Origin of the sequence: Sphingobacterium sp. UME9, assembly GCF_014170215.1 — a bacterium.
Lineage (GTDB): Bacteria > Bacteroidota > Bacteroidia > Sphingobacteriales > Sphingobacteriaceae > Sphingobacterium > Sphingobacterium paramultivorum.
Genome location: NZ_LZZP01000003.1, coordinates 609,249 through 630,524, shown reverse-complemented (window position 1 = coordinate 630,524; position 21,276 = coordinate 609,249). Strand labels below are relative to the sequence as shown.

The window sequence follows — 21,276 nt, the reverse complement described above, 5'->3', positions numbered from 1 at the left end:
TAGGACAAAAAAAGTAAAAATAAAATAACCTCAGAGTGTATGACCTCTGAGGTTATTTCCTATTGTACTAAGCAAAAGTTTAAAAACAGGTTTCTCTATTTCACATAACTCCAGCTGAAATCTTTCCCATGGACACCCACTTCGAGATGCCCGGGCGCAGTCCCCTCAAAAGCTCCATGCCACCAATTGCCCGATACCGCTCCTGCTGTAATAAACTGTACCCCTTTAACTTTAATCTCTTCATACAAATGCATATGCCCCTGCAGGACCAGCTTTAGGCTGTGGTCTTTAAAAAGATCAAACACCTGCTTTTGGTTTGTAAAAGTATCTGCAGCTGTATAACGCCCCTCCAACACCGGATAATAAACCGATAAAAAAGGGACATGGGAGATAATCACCAAAGGCTGATCTTTGCCTGTTTTTTCGACAAGATCTTTTAGCCAAGCCAGCTGCTTGTCACCAATAACATAGTGGTTATCTTTGGTTTCCACACTATTCAACACGATAAACCTCCAGCCTTTATGGTCAAAACTGTAATAGGTCTGACCAAACGCCTTTTCAAAGAGCGCAAAATCATTAGTGCCGTCGCGCAAATCGCGCGGCAAACGATCGTGATTGCCTATAGCCATGTGGTAAGGCTTTTTAGTGCGGTCAAAAAGTCCCTTCAACGACTTGATTCGTTGCTCGCCAGCCGATAGATCAGCCGATTTCAGATTGTCAATATCCACATTATCGCCACCGCTTAGCAGCAGTTCCACCTGAGGTGACAGCGATTTTAACCGTAGCTCTACTTGCCCAAGTGTAGAATTGCTATGCACATGCAGATCTGTTAAAAATGCAAACTTAAATTCCTGTGCACTGATCCTCCCAAGGCTACATAATGTGAGGAACAGAAAACATAAAACCCTTGTCATTGAATTTTTCATTACCATCCAAATATTTGTTTAAGATTATCATTTAAAAGTATTTCCCCTTGCGGTATGGGGCGATAGTAGAATTTAGGTACCTCAAATGTTCCTGTATTTTCGATCGTTTCGACTGTACCATTATTCCCTTCCGATAGGAATACGCCTACATCCTGCCCAAAACGGCCAACACGATAATACTGCAATTCTCTCCCCAGACTGTTTTTCTCTTTCACCGCCGGAATAGACGATGAGGAAGCTAACAGTACGATATCCGGAATACCATCGCCGGTCATATCATGCTGCCCCAATCCGGAGAAGTAAATGCCCTCACGCTTGTTTTTCAACAATTCACCCACATTCCAACGCATCAGATCCGTGAAACGGAATCCCTCAAAAGCCAGCTCAACGCGACGCTCGCGTCTGATCTCCAGCACGAGATTACGCTGGTTGCTTTCGACATTGGAGTAACGTGTCGCCATAACGGGATCGATACCTACGCCTAAAACCATATCCGGCATACCCGCACGTCTACGCAACAGATTGATACTACGATCAAGATCGGCTTGCGTCAGCTGTCCCAGCTCGGCCTTTGCTTCGGCAAAATTCAATAAAACCTCCGCATAGCGATATAAAGGAATATCAAGATTATTGCGCGCTTCCAGACTGAGCGTATTCTGAAATCCTTTAATCTGATGGTAGCCCGAGAAATTTTTGGCCAATTGCTGCACATACAGTCCCGCCCCTTGCGCATAGGTATGCGAATAAATCAACTGCCATCCCGGATAAGCATACGTTTGTGCCAGACGTGGATCGCGGTTTTCGAACTCTTTGACGAAGGTGTTTTTTTCATAACCTGGCTGGGCCGCATAAAATGAACCATCTTTCATCAGGTAGGCCTGCACAAGATCACGCAAAGGATAGTACTCATAATTACCAAACATACCCGGCCACGAATCTGCGTTGAGTACATTGTTGGCATAAAAACGTCCAAGTACGATCTCTTTGTTGTTTTCAAGATTTTCACTAAAAAATAAAGTGCCGTAGTCCTGATTGGGCTTACCGGTATTGTATATACTGAAACCACCCTCGCGCATCTGCTGATCACTCAACGCTTGTGCTTTGTTCAGAAATTCAGTCGCCGTGGTTTTCAATTCCAGTTCGTTGTGGTATTTCCGGTAGGTTCCTTCATATAGGGCAAAGCGGCCATATTCCTGCAGCACCACCCACTTGTTGACCGTACCCGATTTTATTCGGGGCTGTACGTTTTGTGCGGCAAACTCAAAATCTTCCATGATTTTCTGCACCACCGTTGCTCGTGGGTCGCGCTTGGCAAAAAGATAATCCGTATCTCCAACCTCCAGGGCTTTATCCACCCAGGGCACATCTGAGAAACGCTGCACTTTCTCTACGTAAAACCGAGCGCGAAAATAACGGCCTAGCCCCTCATAATGTGCCTTTTCACTCTCACTGATCTTAGCCTTGCCCATATGCTGTAGAAAGAAATTTATTTTACGGAGCTGATCCCAGTTCCAGCCTCCTGAGATCGTCGCCGCAGAGGCATTACCGGCCATAATGGTTTTGATCTCCGTATTGCCTGTTGTACTTGCATTGTCTGTAGTAGCATCCGATTGATAGATCCCTATTCCTGAAAAATTGTACAATCCATTGATATACAACTCCAGGTCGGTCGCTGTATTGAAGAAATTTTCGTTATTGATCGCAGTCTCTGGAACACGATCCAAGTAGTTGTCGTTACAGCTTCCAAGCAGAGAAAGACCTGAACATACAACGGCTAATTTTATATATTTATTTATCATGATAAGCAATTAAAAGGTGACTTGAATACCTGCAGAAAAACTTCTTTGAAATGGATAAGTAAGCCCATTACCTACACGGTCCGAACCTGCAGTTGGATTGGTATACGTATTTTCGTTCAGTGTCTCCGGATCAAAATAGCGCTTCACAGCAGACCATTCGATGATATTTTCACCACTTAGATAAACACGTAGGTTACTGATCTTGGCGCGTGAAGTAATAGATTTGGGTAAGGTATACCCTATCGTCAGGTTTTTCAGACGTAGATAGGCCGCATTCAGCAAATAATTGGTCTGTGGAATGGCCAGTCCTTGGGCCTGGTCAATCCGGGTACCCAAGTTACGGTCGGCAAGCCATGACTGTAAGATGGGGTAAGCCGCATTGAGGTTTTGATCGGCCAGTCCCAAATTCAAATAAGCTTGCGAATGTTTCGCACGGTCAATGTCCGAATCACTTCCTGGACGGTAGAAATCAAGCAAGTGCCCATAAAAGTTACCATAAGGCTGTTGATATGTCCCCCAATACAGGTAGTCCAACGGGTAATAATCGCGTTTACCAATGCCCTGAAAAAATGCCCTAAGATCGAAACCTTTCCAATCTGCAGACAGGTCTATACCAAATTGGTAACGTGGTGTGGAGTTACCAATGATCTTGAGGTCTTTGGTATCGCCAAGTGTATATCCTTTTTCAATCTTACCATTACCATCCTGATCCACATAGGTAGGCCATCCCGGTACAATCGACAAGGCCCCCCAGGGAATGATCGAAGTCTGGTCCAACTTGGCAATCTCTGCCTCGTCTTTGAAAAGTCCGTTGCTTTGCAAACCCCAGATCTCCCCCATTTGCATGCCTTCATAATATTGCAGAATGCTTTTATTGGGGTTGTCAAAACGTGTAATTTTGGACTGTGAGTCCGACAGCAATAATTTGGCATTGAAGCGTAATGGTGCGTTAGCCAACTCGAAACGATCCTGAAAATTGACAGTCAATTCCCAGCCATTGGTCTTTAGATCGGCAGCATTCTCAAGTGGCTCACTTGCGCCCAAAATATTGGGAAGATCTCTGCCCAGTGTCAACATCCCCAAGGTACGTCTGGAGTAATAATCAAAACTTGCCGAAAGTTTATTTTTGAGTACAGCAACGTCCAAACCAAAGTTTATGGTATTGACCTTCTCCCATGTATAATTGGGAGAAACCAAAGGCGGAACACCAATATAGATTCCCCGTTCACTTCCGAACAAATAATCGGCATCCTTTTTTTCCATCGAAGGGAGGTAGCCGTAGTTCGACACCGACTGATTACCCAATTGACCGTAAGATACCCTCAGCTTCAATAAATCGAGTCCAGCGACAGAAGACATAAACTTTTCACGGTCTATACGCCAGGCAGCTGAGCCCGAAGGGAAAAAGCCAAAACGCTTACTTTTCGGAAATCGGGACGAGCCATCGTAGCGACCATTGAATTCAACAATATATTTATCATCATAAGTATAGTTCAACCGATAAAATGCACCACGTAAGGCATAAGTATCAATAGCTTCACCCATTTTCATTGTTCCTGTTGCAAACTGAATGGTTGGAAAGGATTCTGAAATAAGTCCGGCGCGTTCTGCAGTGATCACTTCATACCGATAATCCTCCTGGTTAAAACCCAGTACCGCATTGACCTGATGTTTATTAAAAGATTGCAAGTAAGTACCATAGATATTATAAACGTTATAATAGGAAAAACCAGCTTCACGATAAGCCCCTGTTGTCCCCTCTTTACGGACATCTTCCGGACCATAACCGATCTCGTATTGCTTGGTGTACCAATTGCGGTTCAACGAATTACGTTGGAAAGTATAATCTGCATTTACTTTGAATTTATTACCAAAAAAGCGGAGCTCAGTATTGAAGGTGGATTGTACATCCAGACGTTTACGATCACTTTTACCGCCATCAACCATTTGTGCGGCAATGATACCTGCGGAAGAATTGGCCCATGTTCCATCCGGGTTCTTATCAAAAGAAGTTGGAAAAATATTGTAGATATCGGGCAAACTCATCTGAGAAGGCGTAAGCCTACGTGTACTTCCGATCACTGTATTGTTACCAAAGGAAATAAAATCAGAAAGCCTATAGTTTACTTTAGAACGCAGGTTATAGCGGTCAAAATAATCCTCTGCTAGCTTAACAGGCGAATTTTGTCGGTTGTAGCTACCACTGATATAGTATTGTACTTTTTCATTTGAGCCCGAGATTGACAGGTCGTGTGTATTTGTTGCATTCCAGTCGGATAAGAAATAACGTGTCCAGTCCCTGTTACCCATATATTCCCAGACCTTGGAATCTGAGGGGTTGATACGCACACCGGCAATGGAAGGATTGTCAGATCGCTCTTTTGCATATTGGTAAAACTGGTCCGAATAGTTGACATTATCCCAGGGTGTATTATCGGTTGACGTCTCCAATAGCCTCGAAAACACATAAGGATCCGTTATTTTATCGGGCATTACTGTCGGGGTATTCCACGTAAAGTTATTTGAATAGCTAACTTTCACATCGCCTTTCCCTGTTTTTGTCGTGATGATCAGAACCCCAAAGGAGGCACGGGCCCCGTAGATCGCCGCAGCCGACGCATCTTTAATCACCGTAAATGATTCAATATCCTGTGGCGCAATCCGAATTAATTCGGCTGCCGAAATAGGCACATTATCTACCAAAATTAATGGATCGCCGCCATTGATCGATGTAATTCCACGGATATTGATTTTAGGTTCCGCTCCCGGTGCTCCGGAGTTGAACTGTATATTCAAGTTGGGTGAAATCCCTTGAAGCCCCTGCGCAGCATTGGAAATAGGGCGGCTTTCGAGCACATCGCCACTAATCTGATCTACAGCACCAGACAGGTTGGTCTTTTTCTGTGTACCGTACCCCACAACGACCACCTCGTCCATTTGATTTGAAGCTGCGTCTGTGAGTTGAAAGACCACGCTCGATCTTTTACCGGAGGTAACAATATACTTGCACTCCTCTTTTGGCAGTAGTCCTGTATAAGTCACCAAAATACAATAGTTGCTATCCACCGGCAAATTATTGAACATGGCTTTCCCCTGCTGATCGGCCTGACCGGATCGTTTCAGGTTGCTATTCTTGTTTTTTATGGTCACCGTTGCATTGGCCAAACCTTTTGACTTCGCATCCTGCACGATGACAACAAGTTCCCCGCTTTGTTGGGCAAAACCCTTTTGGCCAAAAGCAATTGCTAGTAGCAGTAATAAAGCCCCCTTGGCTGGCCTTTTACCTGTTGAAAATTGTTGCATAGTTTTCATTAATAATTGAGCATAGTTTTCCCAGGCCTCCCTAAAAAGGGAGGCTCAATAGTGTTTTTTTATGGATTTTTATTGACTGTTTTTTACGATCGTATAGGTATTTGTTTCGGTATTAAACTTGAGTTCGAGCTCATTTGCAATACAGATCGTTTGCAGAATTTGCGCGACCTCATTTTCTGTTGTATATGTACCATAGAATGATAGTCCTGACACATCATCCGGAGAAAAGAGAATCGTTGTGCGGTAGAAAGACGCCAAGGCAGGAAGCACTTCCGCCAAAGGCTTGTGGTGAAATTCCAATGTCGTTGGTACGATCTCTTCCACTGGCTTTTCCAGTTTCAAAACAGGTTCTTTTCTTGGTTGTACAACTTTTTCCGCCCAAGTTTGCCCTGGAGTCAAATAGGCAAGGAGCTTTTCTTCCCCATTTTCGCCACGCTCCTTAATGGAAACCCTTCCTGTGATCAGGCGCACACTAGGCTTCCTATTTTTGGCCTCCTGCACAACCCAAAAAGAAGTTCCTAAAGCCGTTGTCAGGATATTGCTCGATAGAACTGTAAATGGGCGTGATTTATTGTGTGACACCTCAAAAAAAGCCTTTCCTTGCAATTGAATCGCGCGCTGCTTTTCTGGAAAGGGTTGCATCAAGGAGATTGAAGAATTTGCCAAAAGACGGACTTTACTGCCATCTTCCAATACAATCGTGCTATCCTGTACAACAGCATAGGTTATCATTTTGTACTTATCGACCGTTTTTTCGACCTTAACGGACTGCTTGTGTTTGGCATCCCCGCTACTATTCCGGTCGAGTAGATACCATCCAAATGAAAAACAAAAAAGAACAACTGCGGCAACCTTACCCCATACCAGCCAAGGTGGATGTGCAATTTTAGTAGGTGTTTCGGTGGCTAGCAAACGGAGGTCTATCTTTTCTTTCATCCGCGTTTGAACCCCTTCCATATCAGCTTTGTACCCTTCTAAAACATCAAGTTCCTGCAACCAACGCATTAAATGTGCCCGTTCGCCATCCTTTATCTGTCCTGATGAATACTTTTGGATCAATTCTTCCAATTCCCTTTTTCTGTCTTGCATACACCCTATAGTTGCTCTAATTGGGCGATCGTACCATCGTAAAAGCGTTAAGTTTATGTAAAGTTTATTTTAAAAAATTTAATCAAGAACACCTTGGGTAAGGATTAAAAGAAGAGTAGAAAAGATAAGGACACGAAGACTGTCGGATTCAGCTGTTGCCGTTGCATGTGCTGGCGCACAAGATTCAACGCTTTACTTAATTGGTTTTTTACAGTTTGAAGCGATATGCCAAGTTGTTCCGCAATTTCATGATTACTGAGACTGCGTTGGTATTTCAAATTAAAAACAACGCGCATACGGTCGGGCATTTCTACTACAGACTGTTCAATCGCAATCAGTACGTCTGTGTAATTCTCTTCATAGTCCACGATAGGAAAAATATCATGCAGTCCATCTTGTACCATTAAGCTATACTGTTCAATATGTTTTTCATGCACACCTTTCTTTCTGAAATACTGGAATAACTTATGGTATAGGGCCGAAATAAGATAGGCTCGCAATCCGCTATGAATATTGATCATGGCCCTTCTTTGCCACAGGTCTACAAATAGATCCTGAACAAGATCCATGGCCACATCCACATCACCTAACTTCTTAACTGCAATACGGAAAAGTGTGCTCCAATGATGCTCATAAATCTCATCAAAAGCACTATAATCTGCATTTACCAGACGTTCTAATAGGATAGCGTCTATCGTTTTCACAAGCATACTCTCTAGATCAATAATTCTTCGTCAGCTGTAAAGATCAAGCTTTAATACAACTACAATATTAAGGACAGGTAAAGAATACATTAACAACAAAAGCCTGTTATTTATGCATCTCCCCGACTTGGAAAGCTCCACCGAGCTATTATATAGCTCATTAAAGTGAATATATTACATATAATGTTTAAAAATGACAGTTCGTGTAGAAATCAGGCCATCGCTTCGATATAATGTGAATGTGCAAAAAGTAAAGACTCAATAAATGCAGTTTAATGTACATTTATTGAGTCTTTACTTATAAATTAACAGTTAAACAACCTATTGAGCCGATCAGAACATATAAAAGATACTTAACTGCGCCACGCTATTCTTAAAATCAGATTTTAGTGTCGTAGAATTAAACTTACCTACATCCATAAAACCCTGGTAGTATCTCGCTCCCAGGCCCAAACCTTTAGCTGGACCTTTCGTAAATTCATAGCCCAAACCTGCAACAGCGCCCGCATCAATTTTATCCGCAAAATCTACAAAGCCTGTGTTTTTCGCGTCTTTCATCAATAGATTGGCCTGCGCCCCAAATTCCGCATAAAGACCGATAGCCGATCGATATTTTACGAGGATCGGAACGGACATATAGGATAACTTCAGGTCCTTATGCGTTCCGAATACATTGTCTGTGATTTTTGCACCCTGCATTGAATACAAAAATTCCTCTTGAACAGACCACTTGTCTGTAAGCTTAAAATTGACAAGAAGTCCCCCGTTGAATCCTGCGAGTCCTTCAGTATCGAAGTTCGCACCTGTAAAGTTACTGTAGTTTCCCCCAGCCTTTAAACCGAAAGAAAGCCTTTGAAAAATTCCGCCCAAACCTTGAGCAAAGGATACCTGTGCCATTGCCAAGACCAATCCAATTAATAATAGTTTTTTCATCACGAATAATTTCATTTAAAATTTATGTGACAAATGTAGATGCATTTAAAGGGGCTGGAAAGCTCTATAAGAAGGCTAAATTGTCCAAAAAGTCGTTTTTTCAATATAAAACCATACATTTGAATAACAATACTTGACTATTATGGAAATGACGTTGCCATTTACGCACAATAAAAACTTGAAACAGCATAACCATAATGAGGATTTCATTTTATTGGAGACACCCACGATTGAACGACTTAATTTTCCGGTGAAATTGGATGTCACCATAAGTATTATTTGCTTTGAAGGTCATTTGAAAGGGCATTCAAATATGCGCTACTTTGAAACGGGTGCCCCCTCTCTTATTGTACTCCTCGCGGGGCATACTGTAACCATAGAAAATGTGAGTGCCGATTTTTCTGCACTTTTTATAGTCATGTCAAAGACATTTACCTCAAGTCTTAATATCGAAGAGCATCTACCCGTTTTTCTTTCTTTGCATAATCAACCTTTTATTGCATTAAAAGATGCAGAACTAACGAGTTTGGCTGATTATTTTAAAACAGTGCAAAAAGTGCTGGAAACAGATAATCCTTATACCACAAAAATTCTTCAACACCTAACAAAAGCCTATTTTTACGGGTTTGGTTACAATGCCCATAACATCGAACGTCATACACAACAGGAAAAAAAGCCCCGATTGGAAGAACTGGTTGAAAACTTCCTAAATCAGGTACAGGACAATTTCAAACAAGAGCGGGGCATAGAATTCTACGCAGATAAGCTATGTGTAACTCCAAAGTACTTATCCAAGGTGATCAAAGAACACAATGGTCTGTCTGCCAAGCAATGGATTGATGACTATGTTGTGTGGGAAGCTAAAGCGCTGTTGAAGTCTACGCCTATGACTATACAGCAGATCAGTAATGAGCTTAACTTCCCTTCACAATCTTTTTTCGGCAGATACTTTAAGCGATCAGCCGGATTGTCGCCGCTCGCGTATAGAAAAATGTAGAAATTTTCCGAGGTAGTAAGCACACTTGTGCAAACCCATCAAAAATTGACTAAAAGGAATGCGACAGACTCAAATTGAGACGAGTTCCATTGCCTTTCACATAATTCATATTATTTGACTGCCATTGCGAGATCACCGTATAATAATCCTTATTGAATATATTTTCGATTCCCAGGCGTATTAGCGATCGTGTGTTGATCTGATATTTACTGGAGAAATTGAAGGTTGTGAATGATCGGATAGGTCCTGTTCCATAGCTGTACAATCCATTAACAGGTTCAAAACGATTTCGGCCCGAAGTAGCGATCATTTGCGTTGTAAGCGACCATTTTTTCATTGGATTTACGGTAATAGAGCCTGTTATCTTAGGCGGATTGATGCGATCCCCACCAAGATATACACGACTTCCGTCCGTTAATTCCCTTTTCCCTTCAGTATATGAATAGCTCGCACCAAAATCGAGGATCGGATGTACGCGATAGTTTGCAGACAGCTCAAAACCGTAAATTTTCTCCGGAGAACGCGCAATCTGCGGATTTCCATCGACGAAAACATAAGATGCACCCAATGTCGAAGTACTATAGTACGTTGCCGCTTCATAGGAGAATCGCCCAATATCACCTGAAAATCCGAACTCATAATTATTGGCTTTAACAGCCTTAATGGACGTACTACTGACTGTATTTTCCTTTGCTGCACGCAATACAAGTCCCAGATCGGCGACACTGAAACTTTGAGAAAAACTCACAAATGGCTTAAAGAACTGTATTTTGGTGTAACGCAGTCCTGCATTGAGCATCAATGCCGTAAAGTTCAGGTCCCCACCATTGACTGCTACTCCACCGCCTACGTAATTTCCATTGACCGCATTTAAAATTCCTATCGTTGTAAAGTTCGGCACCTGAATATGTACATTTTCCAATCGGCTACCTGCTTTCAAGATAAGATCTTTGCCGATGTTTGTCTTCAACTGAAAGTAAGGGGCTAGATTACGCATATCCATATTCGGGATAACCGTGCGCCCATCTGTAAGCGTTGTGTTGGTTTTATCGGACAATAAATCCAAGCCGTAGGTAATTTCACTGGATACCACATCAGACCACTTAAAAGGACTATTGAAATTTAGGCGTAAACCTAGCTTTTTACTCCTGGTACCGGGCTGACCGTCTCCTTCAAAAAAATTGCTATAGTTGATCAAGGTCTCATAATCCTGAAAATAAATATTCGCATCGAAATCTGTTCGCCCAATTAATTCCTGTGCAGTGTATTTTAAACTGGCATTATGGTTATATGGCGTACCTTCCGGCTCTCCCGGTCTTTTTCCCAGGATACCCGTTGTCGGCGAATTAAAATCGCCATATTTCCCAGCTTTGGCAATGTAATCAGTATACTGTGTGCTTTTAAAGAAGTTGTACATCAGTTCCAGACGATTTTTAGCATCGATACGATAACCTATCTTGGCAAAAGCATTCCAATTTTTAAGATCATTCATGCCATATTCGGGCGACAATACCACACCGTCAGCGTCCTTGTAAAGACCCGTTTGTTCGTACCTTCCGCTTACGACATAATCCCAATGCCCCTGAGTTCCGTTAAAAAGCTGGCTAACATTAAAGCCTCCCGTTTGCCCCGGTTTCACCAAAGAAAAATTACTACCTATTTCGGTGGTTCCACCAAACCTTCGGTCTACATTTGCATGTTTAGTGATATAATTGATGAGTCCACCATCGGCACCATTACCGTAGATGGCCGTTGCGCCTTTGATTACCTCAACCCGCTCGATTACACTTGGATCGAGCGAACGGATATCACGGGCTCCATCTCTCAGCGGTGTAGATTGGGGAATGCCGTCAATCATAATAAGCACGCGTCTACCCCGAAGTGTCTGTCCCAAATTTTGCGTACGATTGGTCGAAAAACCAAGCCCAGGTACGGTATTCGCCAAGATATCACTTAAATTATTGCTGATACTGCGTTGTGATTCCAGTTGCTTTTGCGAAAGCACTGTTACTGAAGACGGTACCTCATCCAAGGATTCAATACGCCTGGAAGCAGATACAATCACCTCATTGATCCGGTTATTCGACCGAAGTACAGGTGCAATATCGAGGCTATCATTGGGTTGAATAGTGAGTACTGTATCGAGCATCTGATAACCGATTGCAGTAAACTGAAATCGGTGTGTTCCCGCAGATAATGACGAAGAAAACTTACCGAATGAATCGGTCTGCAGTTTTTTTGTAAGATCTATTTTCACCGTTACATGTGAAATTGCTTCTCCCTCCGCAGTACGGACAGTTCCCGACAGATGACCGTCCTGCGCATACAAGGTAGTTGTTGATAATAGGATCAGTGCTAGCGAAGAAATTATTTTATTGTTATTTGAAGGAAGGCTATTCTTGCTATCGGTTAGATCGAATGAAATAGATTTTCGGTTGTTTTTCATGATGCACAAATATATTATTATTTATAACAATTCTAAATAATTAATATAAAAGTTATGCCACTATTTTACCGAAGCCAAATACTTCTTTTAAATCGTTATCACGTCCCCATTTTGTCTCCCGTTGTATTCAACAGGAGACAACGATCCTTCCTCAAAAAAGTCAGTTTATAGCTGCATAAGCCACTCTAAATAGCAATCCATATGCCTTATAAATATAACAAGACGGCCAAAATCTACCGAGTAACATTCATGTACGTTTCAATAAACAAAGCCGTCTGACTTCGCTCAAACGGCTTTGTGCTGCACGATATTCAGCATGGAGAAAAAAGTCAACATAGCGCGGGTTTCTCCTACCAGTCGATAGCCTTTCTCGTCAATTAGGAATTATTTCGGATATGCACATCGCGCTGCGGAAATGGTATTTCAATCCCGGCCTTATCCAAAGCTTCCTTACAGTCAATGATCAGCTGCTCCTGCATGGTCCAAAAGTTTTCATTGGAGGTCGTGACTCGTACAGAAAGATTGATCGCACTGTCGCCAAGTTCTGTCACCACCACCTGTGGCGCGGGCTCTTTAAAGGCAAATTCATTGTTTCTAACGATGTTGAGGAGTATTTCTTTTGCCTGTTTCAGATCAGCATCGTAGGCAACGCCAATGTCAAACCATGTGCGGCGTGTTCCAAGTTTTGTATAATTGGTGATGCTACTATTTGACAATACCCCATTTGGAACAACCACCTGTTGATTTTGCGGTGTATTTAACTTGGTATTGAAGATATCAATTTCTGTCACCGTACCCGCGATATTTGTAGTGGAAGTTATGTAATCGCCCACGCGGAAAGGCTTGAGGAGTAAAATCAGTATACCGCCGGCAAAATTGGACAAGGATCCCTGCAGGGCCAGACCTATGGCCAGACCTGCTGCACCGATAATGGCCACAAATGCCGAGGTCTGCACCCCCAATTGTGTAACGACAACGATAAATAATAAGATATTTAAAATCCAACTGATGAGATTGCTTAAAAATCGCTGCAAGGAAACATCCATTTGTCGCCGCTCAAATGCCTTGTCTATCATCCGTTTGATTAAGCGGATAATCCAGGATCCGATCAGATAAATAAGTAAAGCAGAAATTACGGCAGTAATAACACGGGGCGCCCAGGCGATGGCAGAGGAAATAAAATTATTCCAATGCTGCTGGACATCGTTCAATTCTAAATTGTTCATAGCAGTATTTATTTTATTAAAAATGTAAGGTTTAGAAACAAAAAGAGTGTTATGTTGCTTTTATTCTAATTTAAAGCACATTAAATTACATTTTCTCTAATTTAAACAACTAAACAGTAGAATTGTTCGTAGGAAAATCAAACAATATGGTCTTGTATCATTCCGTATATGGAATCTGTGACAAGAAAAATAAACAAGAAAGACGCCGCAGTTGGCTAGATAAAATCATAAATCCCATTTTTCCAGCCCAATATTTTGGTGGAATCTGCATCAAGCCAGTTTTTCAGCAGTGTTGCGTATACTTTTCGAAAATCTTCCGTGTACTGAAGATCCCCTTCATTGAGCTGGGTCAGGTCGGGCAAGGCATTGAGCAGCCCCTGTTTTTTCAAGCCTCCGGATAGAAAGAAAAGTTGGTTGGCCGTACCATGGTCAGTGCCATTGCTGACATTCTGGGCCACCCTGCGACCAAACTCCGAAAAGGTCATCAGCATGACATGCTGAAAAAGCCCATTTTTCTTGAGGTCGTCCACAAAAGCCTCCACGGCATCGTTGATGGTGTGGAATAAGCTCTCCTGCCGCTGCTGCTGATTGATATGCGTATCAAAACTACCAATCTGCAGATAATATACCTGTGTATTGATATCTGATTTAATCAACGAGGATATCGTCTTCAGATCCTTTCCAAGCACCGAATCGGGGTACGCTGCCGCGGTCTTCCTGGCTTTACTCTGTTCAAAAATATAGTCGGCATTGTTGATTGTATCACCCAGGGTCTGATACAGATAGGCTACTGTTTCTTCTTCATGCTGATGCTTATGTTCCTGATAGAGTGTATTAAAGTACTCTTCACGGCTGGTCTGATAAAGCTTCTTGGGGTCTTTAAACGCAAACGCTTTTTTCTGTTTTCCCTTGAGGGCAAGGCTCAGCATATCATTCACTTCGAGCGCCTGCGTGGGATGACCGCAGTCGTAACAGGCCTGATCGAGGTAGCGGCCTATCCAGCCGCTCTCCAGGTATTCGTCGCTTCGGCTCGCACTATGCCATATATCCATGCTGCGGAAATGCGATTTATTGGGCTCGGGATAACCGACGTTGTTGAGTACAGCCAGTTCGCCACGATCATAAAGTGTCTTGAAAAAAGGTAAAGCCGGATGAATACCTGCTTCATCTGTGAGGGTTAGTGCATTATCGACCGCAATCGTCTGCCTTTCCCTAAAATAGATATCATTGCGCATCGGAACAATAGTATTCAGCCCATCATTGCCGCCACTAAGCTGCAAGATGACCAACACCTTATGTCCCCTTTCCAGCGCTTCAGGCAAGGACATGGCTTTTAAGAAATTGGGCAGCAGCAGGGATGCTGTTGCAAGTGAACCTGCTTTGAGAAATTGGCGTCTTTTGATGATCATGGCTTCCTATTTACGATTAACAGAGTTGATATTCGGGGATACTCATTACTTCAATAATAGTCCTACGGCGGCTTCCGCCAGCGTAGCTATCGCGCAGTGTCTTACCAAAGGAAGGTTGCTGCGGCAGCAAGAGCTCAAAGGGATCCCGATCTGCAAATGCAGCCTCAACCCCAGCCCAGTCAATGGATATTTTGGGATTTTTGTAGGCCTTAGCCAGGGCCCGCGACTGCTTCAGCCCCATATCGAGGTCGTCGTCATTCTGCGCATCAAGGTCCAGCGGCCGCAGGCCGGTCCATATCTGTGGTATCTGCATCCGGAGCAACAAGGTAGAGCTGTCGATCCAGGCTTTTCCAGATGGCCATCCCGCCACATTCGGCGGATACAAGAGCATCTGCCCCAGCAACTTTTGATAAACAATAAGGTTTTCGGGATTCGCGATCTCCATGGGCAGCATGCGCATGATACCGGCCATGAGTTCCACCGGTGACTTTATTCTATTGCCTACATTTTTGGAGTCGTAAAACCAGGCGGCCGTAAATACTCGGTCTAGCAACCGCCTGACATCATATCCTGAATTGAAGAAATCTTTACTCAGCGTGTCGACGATTTTCTGATCCACTTGTTCGTTGACCAGAAAACGGTAGAGTTTATCGGTGATAAATCGGGCCGTAGCGGGCTGCTCCAGGATAATGTCCAAAATAGCATTGCCGTCGAAATTTCCGGTTCTCCCCAAAAATGTTTTGCTGCCGGAGTCATGAAACTTTTTACGTTCCAGGAACTGGGCATCCTTGTCATACGACCAGCCCGTAAATGCGCGCGCAGCCTCCCTGACATCCGATTCAGTATAGTTGCCACGTCCCATCGTAAAGAGCTCCATCACTTCCCGGGCAAAGTTTTCATTGGGATGGCCTTTTTTATTCTGCTGGTTGTTGAGGAAATTGAGCATAGCCGGAGCTTTGGAAACGGCAAACAGCAGATCCCGAAAATTTCCAAGCGCATTTTTTCTGATTTCGTTGAGGATATGGGCGCTAAAATTGGAGTTGATAACCCGGCTTGCAAAATGGCCGTGCCAAAAAAAGGCCATCTTCTCCCGGAGTTGATCTTCGCTATGCACCATTTCATTCAGGAAATTAAGGTTGATTTCAATATTACGCTTTCGATTAAGCTGCTGAACCTGCTTTTTGTCTGTGGCATTCAACTTGGAAAGCGCAGTATAGTCGATGTCGGTCTGCTCCGTATTGAAACTGATGGGATGAAATTCATGTTGCTGAGCATATTGCTTCCAGAGGACTGCGGTAGACTGCTGTTCAAAAGCCGGAATCTGCTGTAGGCTCATCCCAAATCCAGCGCGATTTGCCAGGTGCATATTTTTTTTAAAATCGGACATCATCAGTTTCCATTTATACCTAAATAACGAATTATTTATAAATGTTTGCCTAGGGTAGATTCGATTTAACAAACATTAAGCTAAATTAACAAAGTGACTACCAGCCCGATACTTTTCAAACTCCGATTTTTTTCATTAAATTTAATCATATATAGGCACGCAGAGCCCCTTGTTGACGTTGCATACCTGTTTCACAAGCTACAATCATCAGTTGACAAACCTTTAAAACGAAATATAAGATGGCAAAATTAATCAACGTTTGGATTTCAGTATTCATTCTGCTCGTTTTTGTGCAATGCCTAGGAATTCAAAATGAGCCATCCGAAAACTTCGACTGGTTATTGGGAAAATGGCAACGTACCAATGAAGCCAAAGATAAACGGACTTTTGAATATTGGCAGAAAATCAAAGACACTGAATATGCCGGTTTTGCTTTTACCCTGCAAAACCTGGATACCATCCATCAGGAAAAAATGCAATTACTAAAATCCGACGGCGACTGGAATTTATTGGTTAAAACTCCCGAGGAGAAAGATTTTATCGCATTTGAGATAACTATGCTAAAAGACGGCCTGTTCGAGTGTAATAATGATTCGCTGCCCTTTCCTAAAAAAATCACCTACTGGCGTGAAGGTGAAAAGCTGAAGGCCAATGTCGCTGGCGACAGTCTCCAGATTCCCTTCGAATTTACCAAGATTTCAAAATAACAGGAAAGCCTCCCTTTTTATGAACAAAGCCGCCTAGGACTATCTAGGCGGCTTTACATTGTGTTGAACACAGTTGTGGATAGAAAATAATCCGATGTCATTTTACTCAATCAGGAAGCTGGCGCCGCCGCTTTCATCTTCTTTCGAACGACCAAAGCAACAACCCAAACGAGGAGTAATAGGCCCAAAATAGCACCACTTTTCCCATTTATAGCCGGAAAAAAATTGTTGAGCGAATGAAATGCACTAACTGCAATCAGCGAGCCAGTCGTATCAGCAACTTTACCTATTCCCCAACTTCCCAATATCAAAACCCCAAAAAAGAAGAATTGTACAGGTGTGAAATCAAAATTCAGATGCCATAAAAACCATAACAAAGACAGTAAGAGTATGCTGTAAAGTGGCTTCAATACTTTAAATTCTTGGTAGAGAAAGCCACGCCAGCCGATTTCCTCCAGTAGACCATAGATGAGTACCGAGGAAACAGCTAAATAGGGAATTTTACCTTGTGTCAAATACGATACTGTACTTATTAGAACGACAGGAAATACCCAATAGAGGATAATTGGCAAAATCATACTTTTGTAGTTTCCCCTGAGTGACAGCGCAGGTTTTATTTTGAAAACCAAAAACACAAAGACTGCTCCTAAAGCCGGTCCAGCGCCTGTAAGAATAGATTTTAAATACGGGTTTTCAAGCGTGCTTAGTAATTCCGTTTTGTTGGTTAAATACCGGCACACTATCGCGATGATATAATAAATGACGACTGCCCAATAATTGACTTTTCTTTTCATAATGTTGATATAGCTTTTTTGCAATGCCCAAAAATAGCTGCATTAAAACCAAAAATACTTGACGAAAGTTAAGAAATCTTTTTCCGTATTCTGCTGAGGCTCTCAGGTGCAATACCCAAATAAGATGCGATAATTTTCAACGGTGTCCGCTGAAAAATCTTCGGCCGCTCTTTTAATAATTTAAGATATCTTTCGGTAGGTGATAATGTCAGTAGATTGATTTGTTCGGACTGCTTTGCCGTAAACATGATATCCGAAATCGCTTTGCCAATAAGCAGCGATCGGTCCGATTTTCCGTAAAGTCCCTGAAGATTCTGATAGCTTACTGACCAGAGTTCAGTGTCTTCTATGCATTCGGTTTTGATGACCGTTGGTTTCTGTGACACAAAAGAAAGGTAATCGCTGAAAATCTGGTTTTCATAATACAGATTGATACATATATCTTTATGCTGATAGGGTACAAAATGACCTACAGAACCTGAAACCAGTATATTAATAAACCGCTCCGTCCGGTCATAATCTTTAACAACTTCATTTTTAGTAAAAGTACGGCATTCCACAACTTTTGAAAATTCAACCCAAAATTTAATATCAACAGGGTAATAGGCATCAAATATCTCCTTGATGTTTTCGGGACTTGGAATTTTCATATTCAATATCGGCGATCAGTCGGCTTATTGTGTTCAAACACCTAAGATAAGGATATAGCCAAACTAATCATAGTTTACCGCAGAAAAAAAGACGTAATCCTGGATTAGCTCATCGGTCGAGCCATTTCTTAAATTCCGCCACTTTGTTTTTGCTGATCAGGATAGGCGCTGTACTTTGCGGTTTTGTTTGAATACGAAGCTGATTGCGACCGTATATCCATATACTTTCAATAGCATTGACATTGATAATATACTGCCGGTTGGCCCTGTAGAAGATCAGATTGTCCAACTCTTTTATTAAGTCGTCCAGGCTGCTGTTGACGGTATACTCCTTCCCTTCAAAGGTAAGCACTGTAACAATGTTTTCATTCAAAACAATATAGGCAATGTCCGCTGTATCAATCCTTATAATCTCGTCTTTCACGTAGGTTATCAGTCGTTTTCTGTTTTTTTCCTCTAGGGAAACTATAGGTACTTCAGGCTTTTGTCTTAGCTCCAGCTGTTTATTCAGTATGGTAAGGCTGTTAACCTCAGCATTTAGTCCTCCTATCTTCAAATCGATGGCAAGCTCATATTTACGGTAAAGCAATCGGATCAAAATGTAGCAGCCTGCGGTAATGAGCACGATCAACACGATTGCACCTGTCAAAAACTGGCGGTAAAGATTTTGCAGCTGTTTTTGCATCACGTCGATATTGGTATGGCTAGCCAACATCCAGTCCGTTCCTTTGACCGGATATACACTGACAATTTCGGAACTACGGTTCATCTTCTCGGGAAATGCACGTATACCCGAGCTTCGCTGCCCCGATTCCAATACCTGCTGAAAACGCTGTTCACGTGCAATATTCGAAAAAGTAGAATTCCCGGCATCAATTTTCTTACCGACAAATGCCGGATCAGGGTGACATAATTCTATTCCCGATCTGTTGTACATGCATACAAATTCACTTTGCACATCGGTATTTAATATGCTCTGCTGCAAATTGGCGATCACTTTCTCCGGCGGCAGACCGACCTCAAGCTGCTGTTCCAACAGCATACCCAATTCACGGATCTCCCGCTGTCCCGACTGTATTTTCTGCTCGTTAAGCGTTTCTTTGGCCTGCGTATAGAAATAATGTAGGGTGGCCATGGTTGCCAGCGAGCATAGCAGCGCAATCACCGCAAAAGTGAGGATATATAATTTCGTTTTGTTCACCTTAAAAAATCAATAGGACTAAAATAGTGCTTTTAGGGCATTCATTCAAGCTAGATTATTCCCTTTTAGGGGCTATTTTTCCCCTTTCATCAACATGTCTATCATCTTATCGATTCACCAACGCTATGTTTGTGTAGATAAATCTTAATGGAACAATGAAAAAAATCAGATTCGTATTATTGTCTATCGCGGTCATTATAGCACTTATGCAACTCATCAGACCCAAACAGCCGAGCAATACCCCCAGCAGCGACCTTCCTGGCATTCCGCAGGAGGTAAATGCAATCCTCCGGAGCTCCTGCTTCGATTGCCATTCAAGCCAGACGAACCTACGCTGGTATGATCAACTGACACCGGTCAATTATCTCGTCAATGACCATATCACACGCGGCCGAAAGGCGCTGGATTTTTCAAACTGGGGCCAGCTCCCGCCAGCTGTACAAAATACCAAGCTCTTTTATTCACTCAATAAAATCCTATGGGGCCAGATGCCATTGCCCTCCTATTTGCTGGCACATCCACAGGCGGCACTGTCCGAAAAAGAGATCCATACCCTAAAGGATTTTGTGCGCAGCCGTAAGGCAGCCATTACGGCAGATACAATGAAAACAGACAAAATCAAACAGCAGTTTGCCGATTTCGTACAACAGAAAATGGGGCAGTCCAATCAAACCATACTGCCCGCACCAAATGGCATTCGCTATATTTCCGACTACCGCAATTGGACTATCATTAGTATAACCGACCGTTTCGACAATGGCACGCTACGCATGATCTACGGCAATGACATCGCTATTAAGGCTATCCAAGCACATAGGACAAATCCCTGGCCCGATGGCACCATTCTCGCCAAGGCCGCGTGGAAGCAAGTCGCAAATGCAGATGGAAGCCTGTCGACGGGCGATTTTGTACAGGTCGAGTTTATGATCAAAGGCGCAAAGCAGTACGCTGCAACAGCTGGCTGGGGCTGGGCACGCTGGCGCGGTAACGATCTGAAACCCTATGGTGGCACAGCCCTATTTACAGCAGAATGCATTGCCTGTCACCAACCTGTCAAAGCAAATGACCTGGTCTTTACCAGACCCTTAGATCTAAAAAAATTAACTACTCGAAATCACTAAGTCATGAAAAACACAAGCTATATCGTAGCAGCCCTGCTACTGACATTACTGGTGGCCTGCGCGCAACAGAACCCGGTCACACATGCAGCATTGGGGCTCAATGAGAGCGCCGCCATCCACGAGCTGGCCGATCTACCCGAAAATCCGCTATTGCTCCACGGCATTACGAGCCGCATTCAACCCAAAGATGGGACCTTGTCCACGCTCTACGGCAATACCATCGCGTACGACCATGCCCATACGAAGGGAGCTGGCAACTACCCTGCCGGAGCAGTACTGTATTATATCACCTGGCAATCGGAAGCCGACAAACAATGGTTTGGTGCCAATGTTCCAGCGCTGATCAAGACAGTTGAGCAGATCAAGTTTACCAATGAGAACAAGGTACAGTATGCGCTATATAGGGGCAATAAACGCGAATCCGAAGACCCATCCAGCGAAATGCGAATCAACCTGATCAAAAACATGAAAATTGCCACTTTCGTGGAATAAAAGAGACGCAGAACACGGCTACAGCTACTCAAAATAACGCGTAAAAAATCCTATCATAAATAAAGCCGCCCGGGTAGTCCCAG

The 21,276-nt window shown here is 43.0% G+C and carries 17 protein-coding genes; 4 read left to right on the top strand and 13 right to left on the bottom strand.

All coding sequences use genetic code 11. The features are described from left to right. Nucleotides 1-95: 95 nt before the first annotated feature. From A9970_RS04050 to A9970_RS04025, 6 genes are all read right to left on the bottom strand, one after another. Nucleotides 96-926 carry a metallophosphoesterase gene (locus A9970_RS04050; protein WP_182981406.1) on the bottom strand — a complete coding sequence of 277 codons (831 nt, stop codon included), beginning with the start codon at nucleotides 924-926 and terminating at the stop codon, nucleotides 96-98. Then, entirely contained in the window at nucleotides 926-2,725 is a 1,800-nt protein-coding gene (locus A9970_RS04045) for a RagB/SusD family nutrient uptake outer membrane protein (RefSeq protein ID WP_182981405.1), read from the bottom strand. The genes A9970_RS04050 and A9970_RS04045 overlap by 1 nt, the downstream gene beginning before the upstream one ends. 9 nt (nucleotides 2,726-2,734) lie before the next feature. Continuing rightward, entirely contained in the window at nucleotides 2,735-6,028 is a 3,294-nt protein-coding gene (locus tag A9970_RS04040; RefSeq protein ID WP_259655326.1) for a SusC/RagA family TonB-linked outer membrane protein, read from the bottom strand. A 78-nt stretch (nucleotides 6,029-6,106) separates the two neighbouring features. Further along, entirely contained in the window at nucleotides 6,107-7,126 is a 1,020-nt protein-coding gene (locus tag A9970_RS04035) for a FecR family protein (RefSeq protein ID WP_182981404.1), read from the bottom strand. Nucleotides 7,127-7,230: 104 nt separating this feature from the next. Then, a complete protein-coding gene (locus tag A9970_RS04030; RefSeq protein WP_159726989.1) occupies nucleotides 7,231-7,830 on the bottom strand; it encodes an RNA polymerase sigma factor in 600 nt (199 codons plus the stop codon). 333 nt (nucleotides 7,831-8,163) lie between these two features. Continuing rightward, on the bottom strand, nucleotides 8,164-8,763 hold the full coding sequence (locus A9970_RS04025) for a porin family protein (RefSeq protein ID WP_182981403.1): 600 nt from the start codon (nucleotides 8,761-8,763) through the stop codon (nucleotides 8,164-8,166). Nucleotides 8,764-8,905: 142 nt separating this feature from the next. Here A9970_RS04025 and A9970_RS04020 point away from each other — a divergent pair, with 142 nt between their 5' ends. After that, the gene (locus A9970_RS04020; protein WP_182981402.1) at nucleotides 8,906-9,760 is read left to right on the top strand and encodes a helix-turn-helix domain-containing protein; all 855 of its coding nucleotides are present in this window, start codon (nucleotides 8,906-8,908) and stop codon (nucleotides 9,758-9,760) included. A 49-nt stretch (nucleotides 9,761-9,809) separates the two neighbouring features. Here the strand turns inward: A9970_RS04020 and A9970_RS04015 are convergent, their stop codons facing one another. The 4 genes from A9970_RS04015 to A9970_RS04000 all read right to left on the bottom strand — a co-directional run bounded on the left by A9970_RS04015 (nucleotide 9,810) and on the right by A9970_RS04000 (nucleotide 16,231). Then, complete coding sequence (locus tag A9970_RS04015) at nucleotides 9,810-12,206, bottom strand: TonB-dependent receptor (RefSeq protein WP_182981401.1); 2,397 nt, start codon at nucleotides 12,204-12,206, stop codon at nucleotides 9,810-9,812. A gap of 377 nt (nucleotides 12,207-12,583) precedes the next feature. Beyond that, complete coding sequence (locus A9970_RS04010; RefSeq protein ID WP_159726997.1) at nucleotides 12,584-13,432, bottom strand: mechanosensitive ion channel family protein; 849 nt, start codon at nucleotides 13,430-13,432, stop codon at nucleotides 12,584-12,586. Between the two features lie 215 nt (nucleotides 13,433-13,647). Further along, nucleotides 13,648-14,841 (bottom strand): DUF1501 domain-containing protein, encoded by a 1,194-nt coding sequence (locus A9970_RS04005; protein ID WP_182981400.1) that lies wholly within the window; start codon nucleotides 14,839-14,841, stop codon nucleotides 13,648-13,650. 16 nt (nucleotides 14,842-14,857) lie between these two features. Further along, on the bottom strand, nucleotides 14,858-16,231 hold the full coding sequence (locus A9970_RS04000) for a DUF1800 family protein (protein WP_182981399.1): 1,374 nt from the start codon (nucleotides 16,229-16,231) through the stop codon (nucleotides 14,858-14,860). Nucleotides 16,232-16,467: 236 nt separating this feature from the next. Here A9970_RS04000 and A9970_RS03995 point away from each other — a divergent pair, with 236 nt between their 5' ends. After that, nucleotides 16,468-16,935 carry a DUF6265 family protein gene (locus A9970_RS03995; RefSeq protein WP_220801512.1) on the top strand — a complete coding sequence of 156 codons (468 nt, stop codon included), beginning with the start codon at nucleotides 16,468-16,470 and terminating at the stop codon, nucleotides 16,933-16,935. A 110-nt stretch (nucleotides 16,936-17,045) separates the two neighbouring features. Here A9970_RS03995 and A9970_RS03990 read toward each other — a convergent pair whose 3' ends face one another. The 3 genes from A9970_RS03990 to A9970_RS28875 all read right to left on the bottom strand — a co-directional run bounded on the left by A9970_RS03990 (nucleotide 17,046) and on the right by A9970_RS28875 (nucleotide 19,580). Continuing rightward, nucleotides 17,046-17,729 (bottom strand): type II CAAX prenyl endopeptidase Rce1 family protein, encoded by a 684-nt coding sequence (locus A9970_RS03990; RefSeq protein WP_182981398.1) that lies wholly within the window; start codon nucleotides 17,727-17,729, stop codon nucleotides 17,046-17,048. A 68-nt stretch (nucleotides 17,730-17,797) separates the two neighbouring features. Beyond that, on the bottom strand, nucleotides 17,798-18,379 hold the full coding sequence (locus A9970_RS03985) for a Crp/Fnr family transcriptional regulator (RefSeq protein WP_153847594.1): 582 nt from the start codon (nucleotides 18,377-18,379) through the stop codon (nucleotides 17,798-17,800). A 109-nt stretch (nucleotides 18,380-18,488) separates the two neighbouring features. Next, entirely contained in the window at nucleotides 18,489-19,580 is a 1,092-nt protein-coding gene (locus tag A9970_RS28875) for a LytTR family transcriptional regulator (protein ID WP_182981397.1), read from the bottom strand. 155 nt (nucleotides 19,581-19,735) lie between these two features. Here A9970_RS28875 and A9970_RS03975 point away from each other — a divergent pair, with 155 nt between their 5' ends. Both A9970_RS03975 and A9970_RS03970 read left to right on the top strand, forming a co-directional pair. After that, nucleotides 19,736-20,701 (top strand): cytochrome P460 family protein, encoded by a 966-nt coding sequence (locus tag A9970_RS03975; RefSeq protein WP_182981396.1) that lies wholly within the window; start codon nucleotides 19,736-19,738, stop codon nucleotides 20,699-20,701. Between the two features lie 3 nt (nucleotides 20,702-20,704). Continuing rightward, complete coding sequence (locus A9970_RS03970) at nucleotides 20,705-21,193, top strand: hypothetical protein (RefSeq protein ID WP_182981395.1); 489 nt, start codon at nucleotides 20,705-20,707, stop codon at nucleotides 21,191-21,193. Nucleotides 21,194-21,276: the final 83 nt, after the last annotated feature.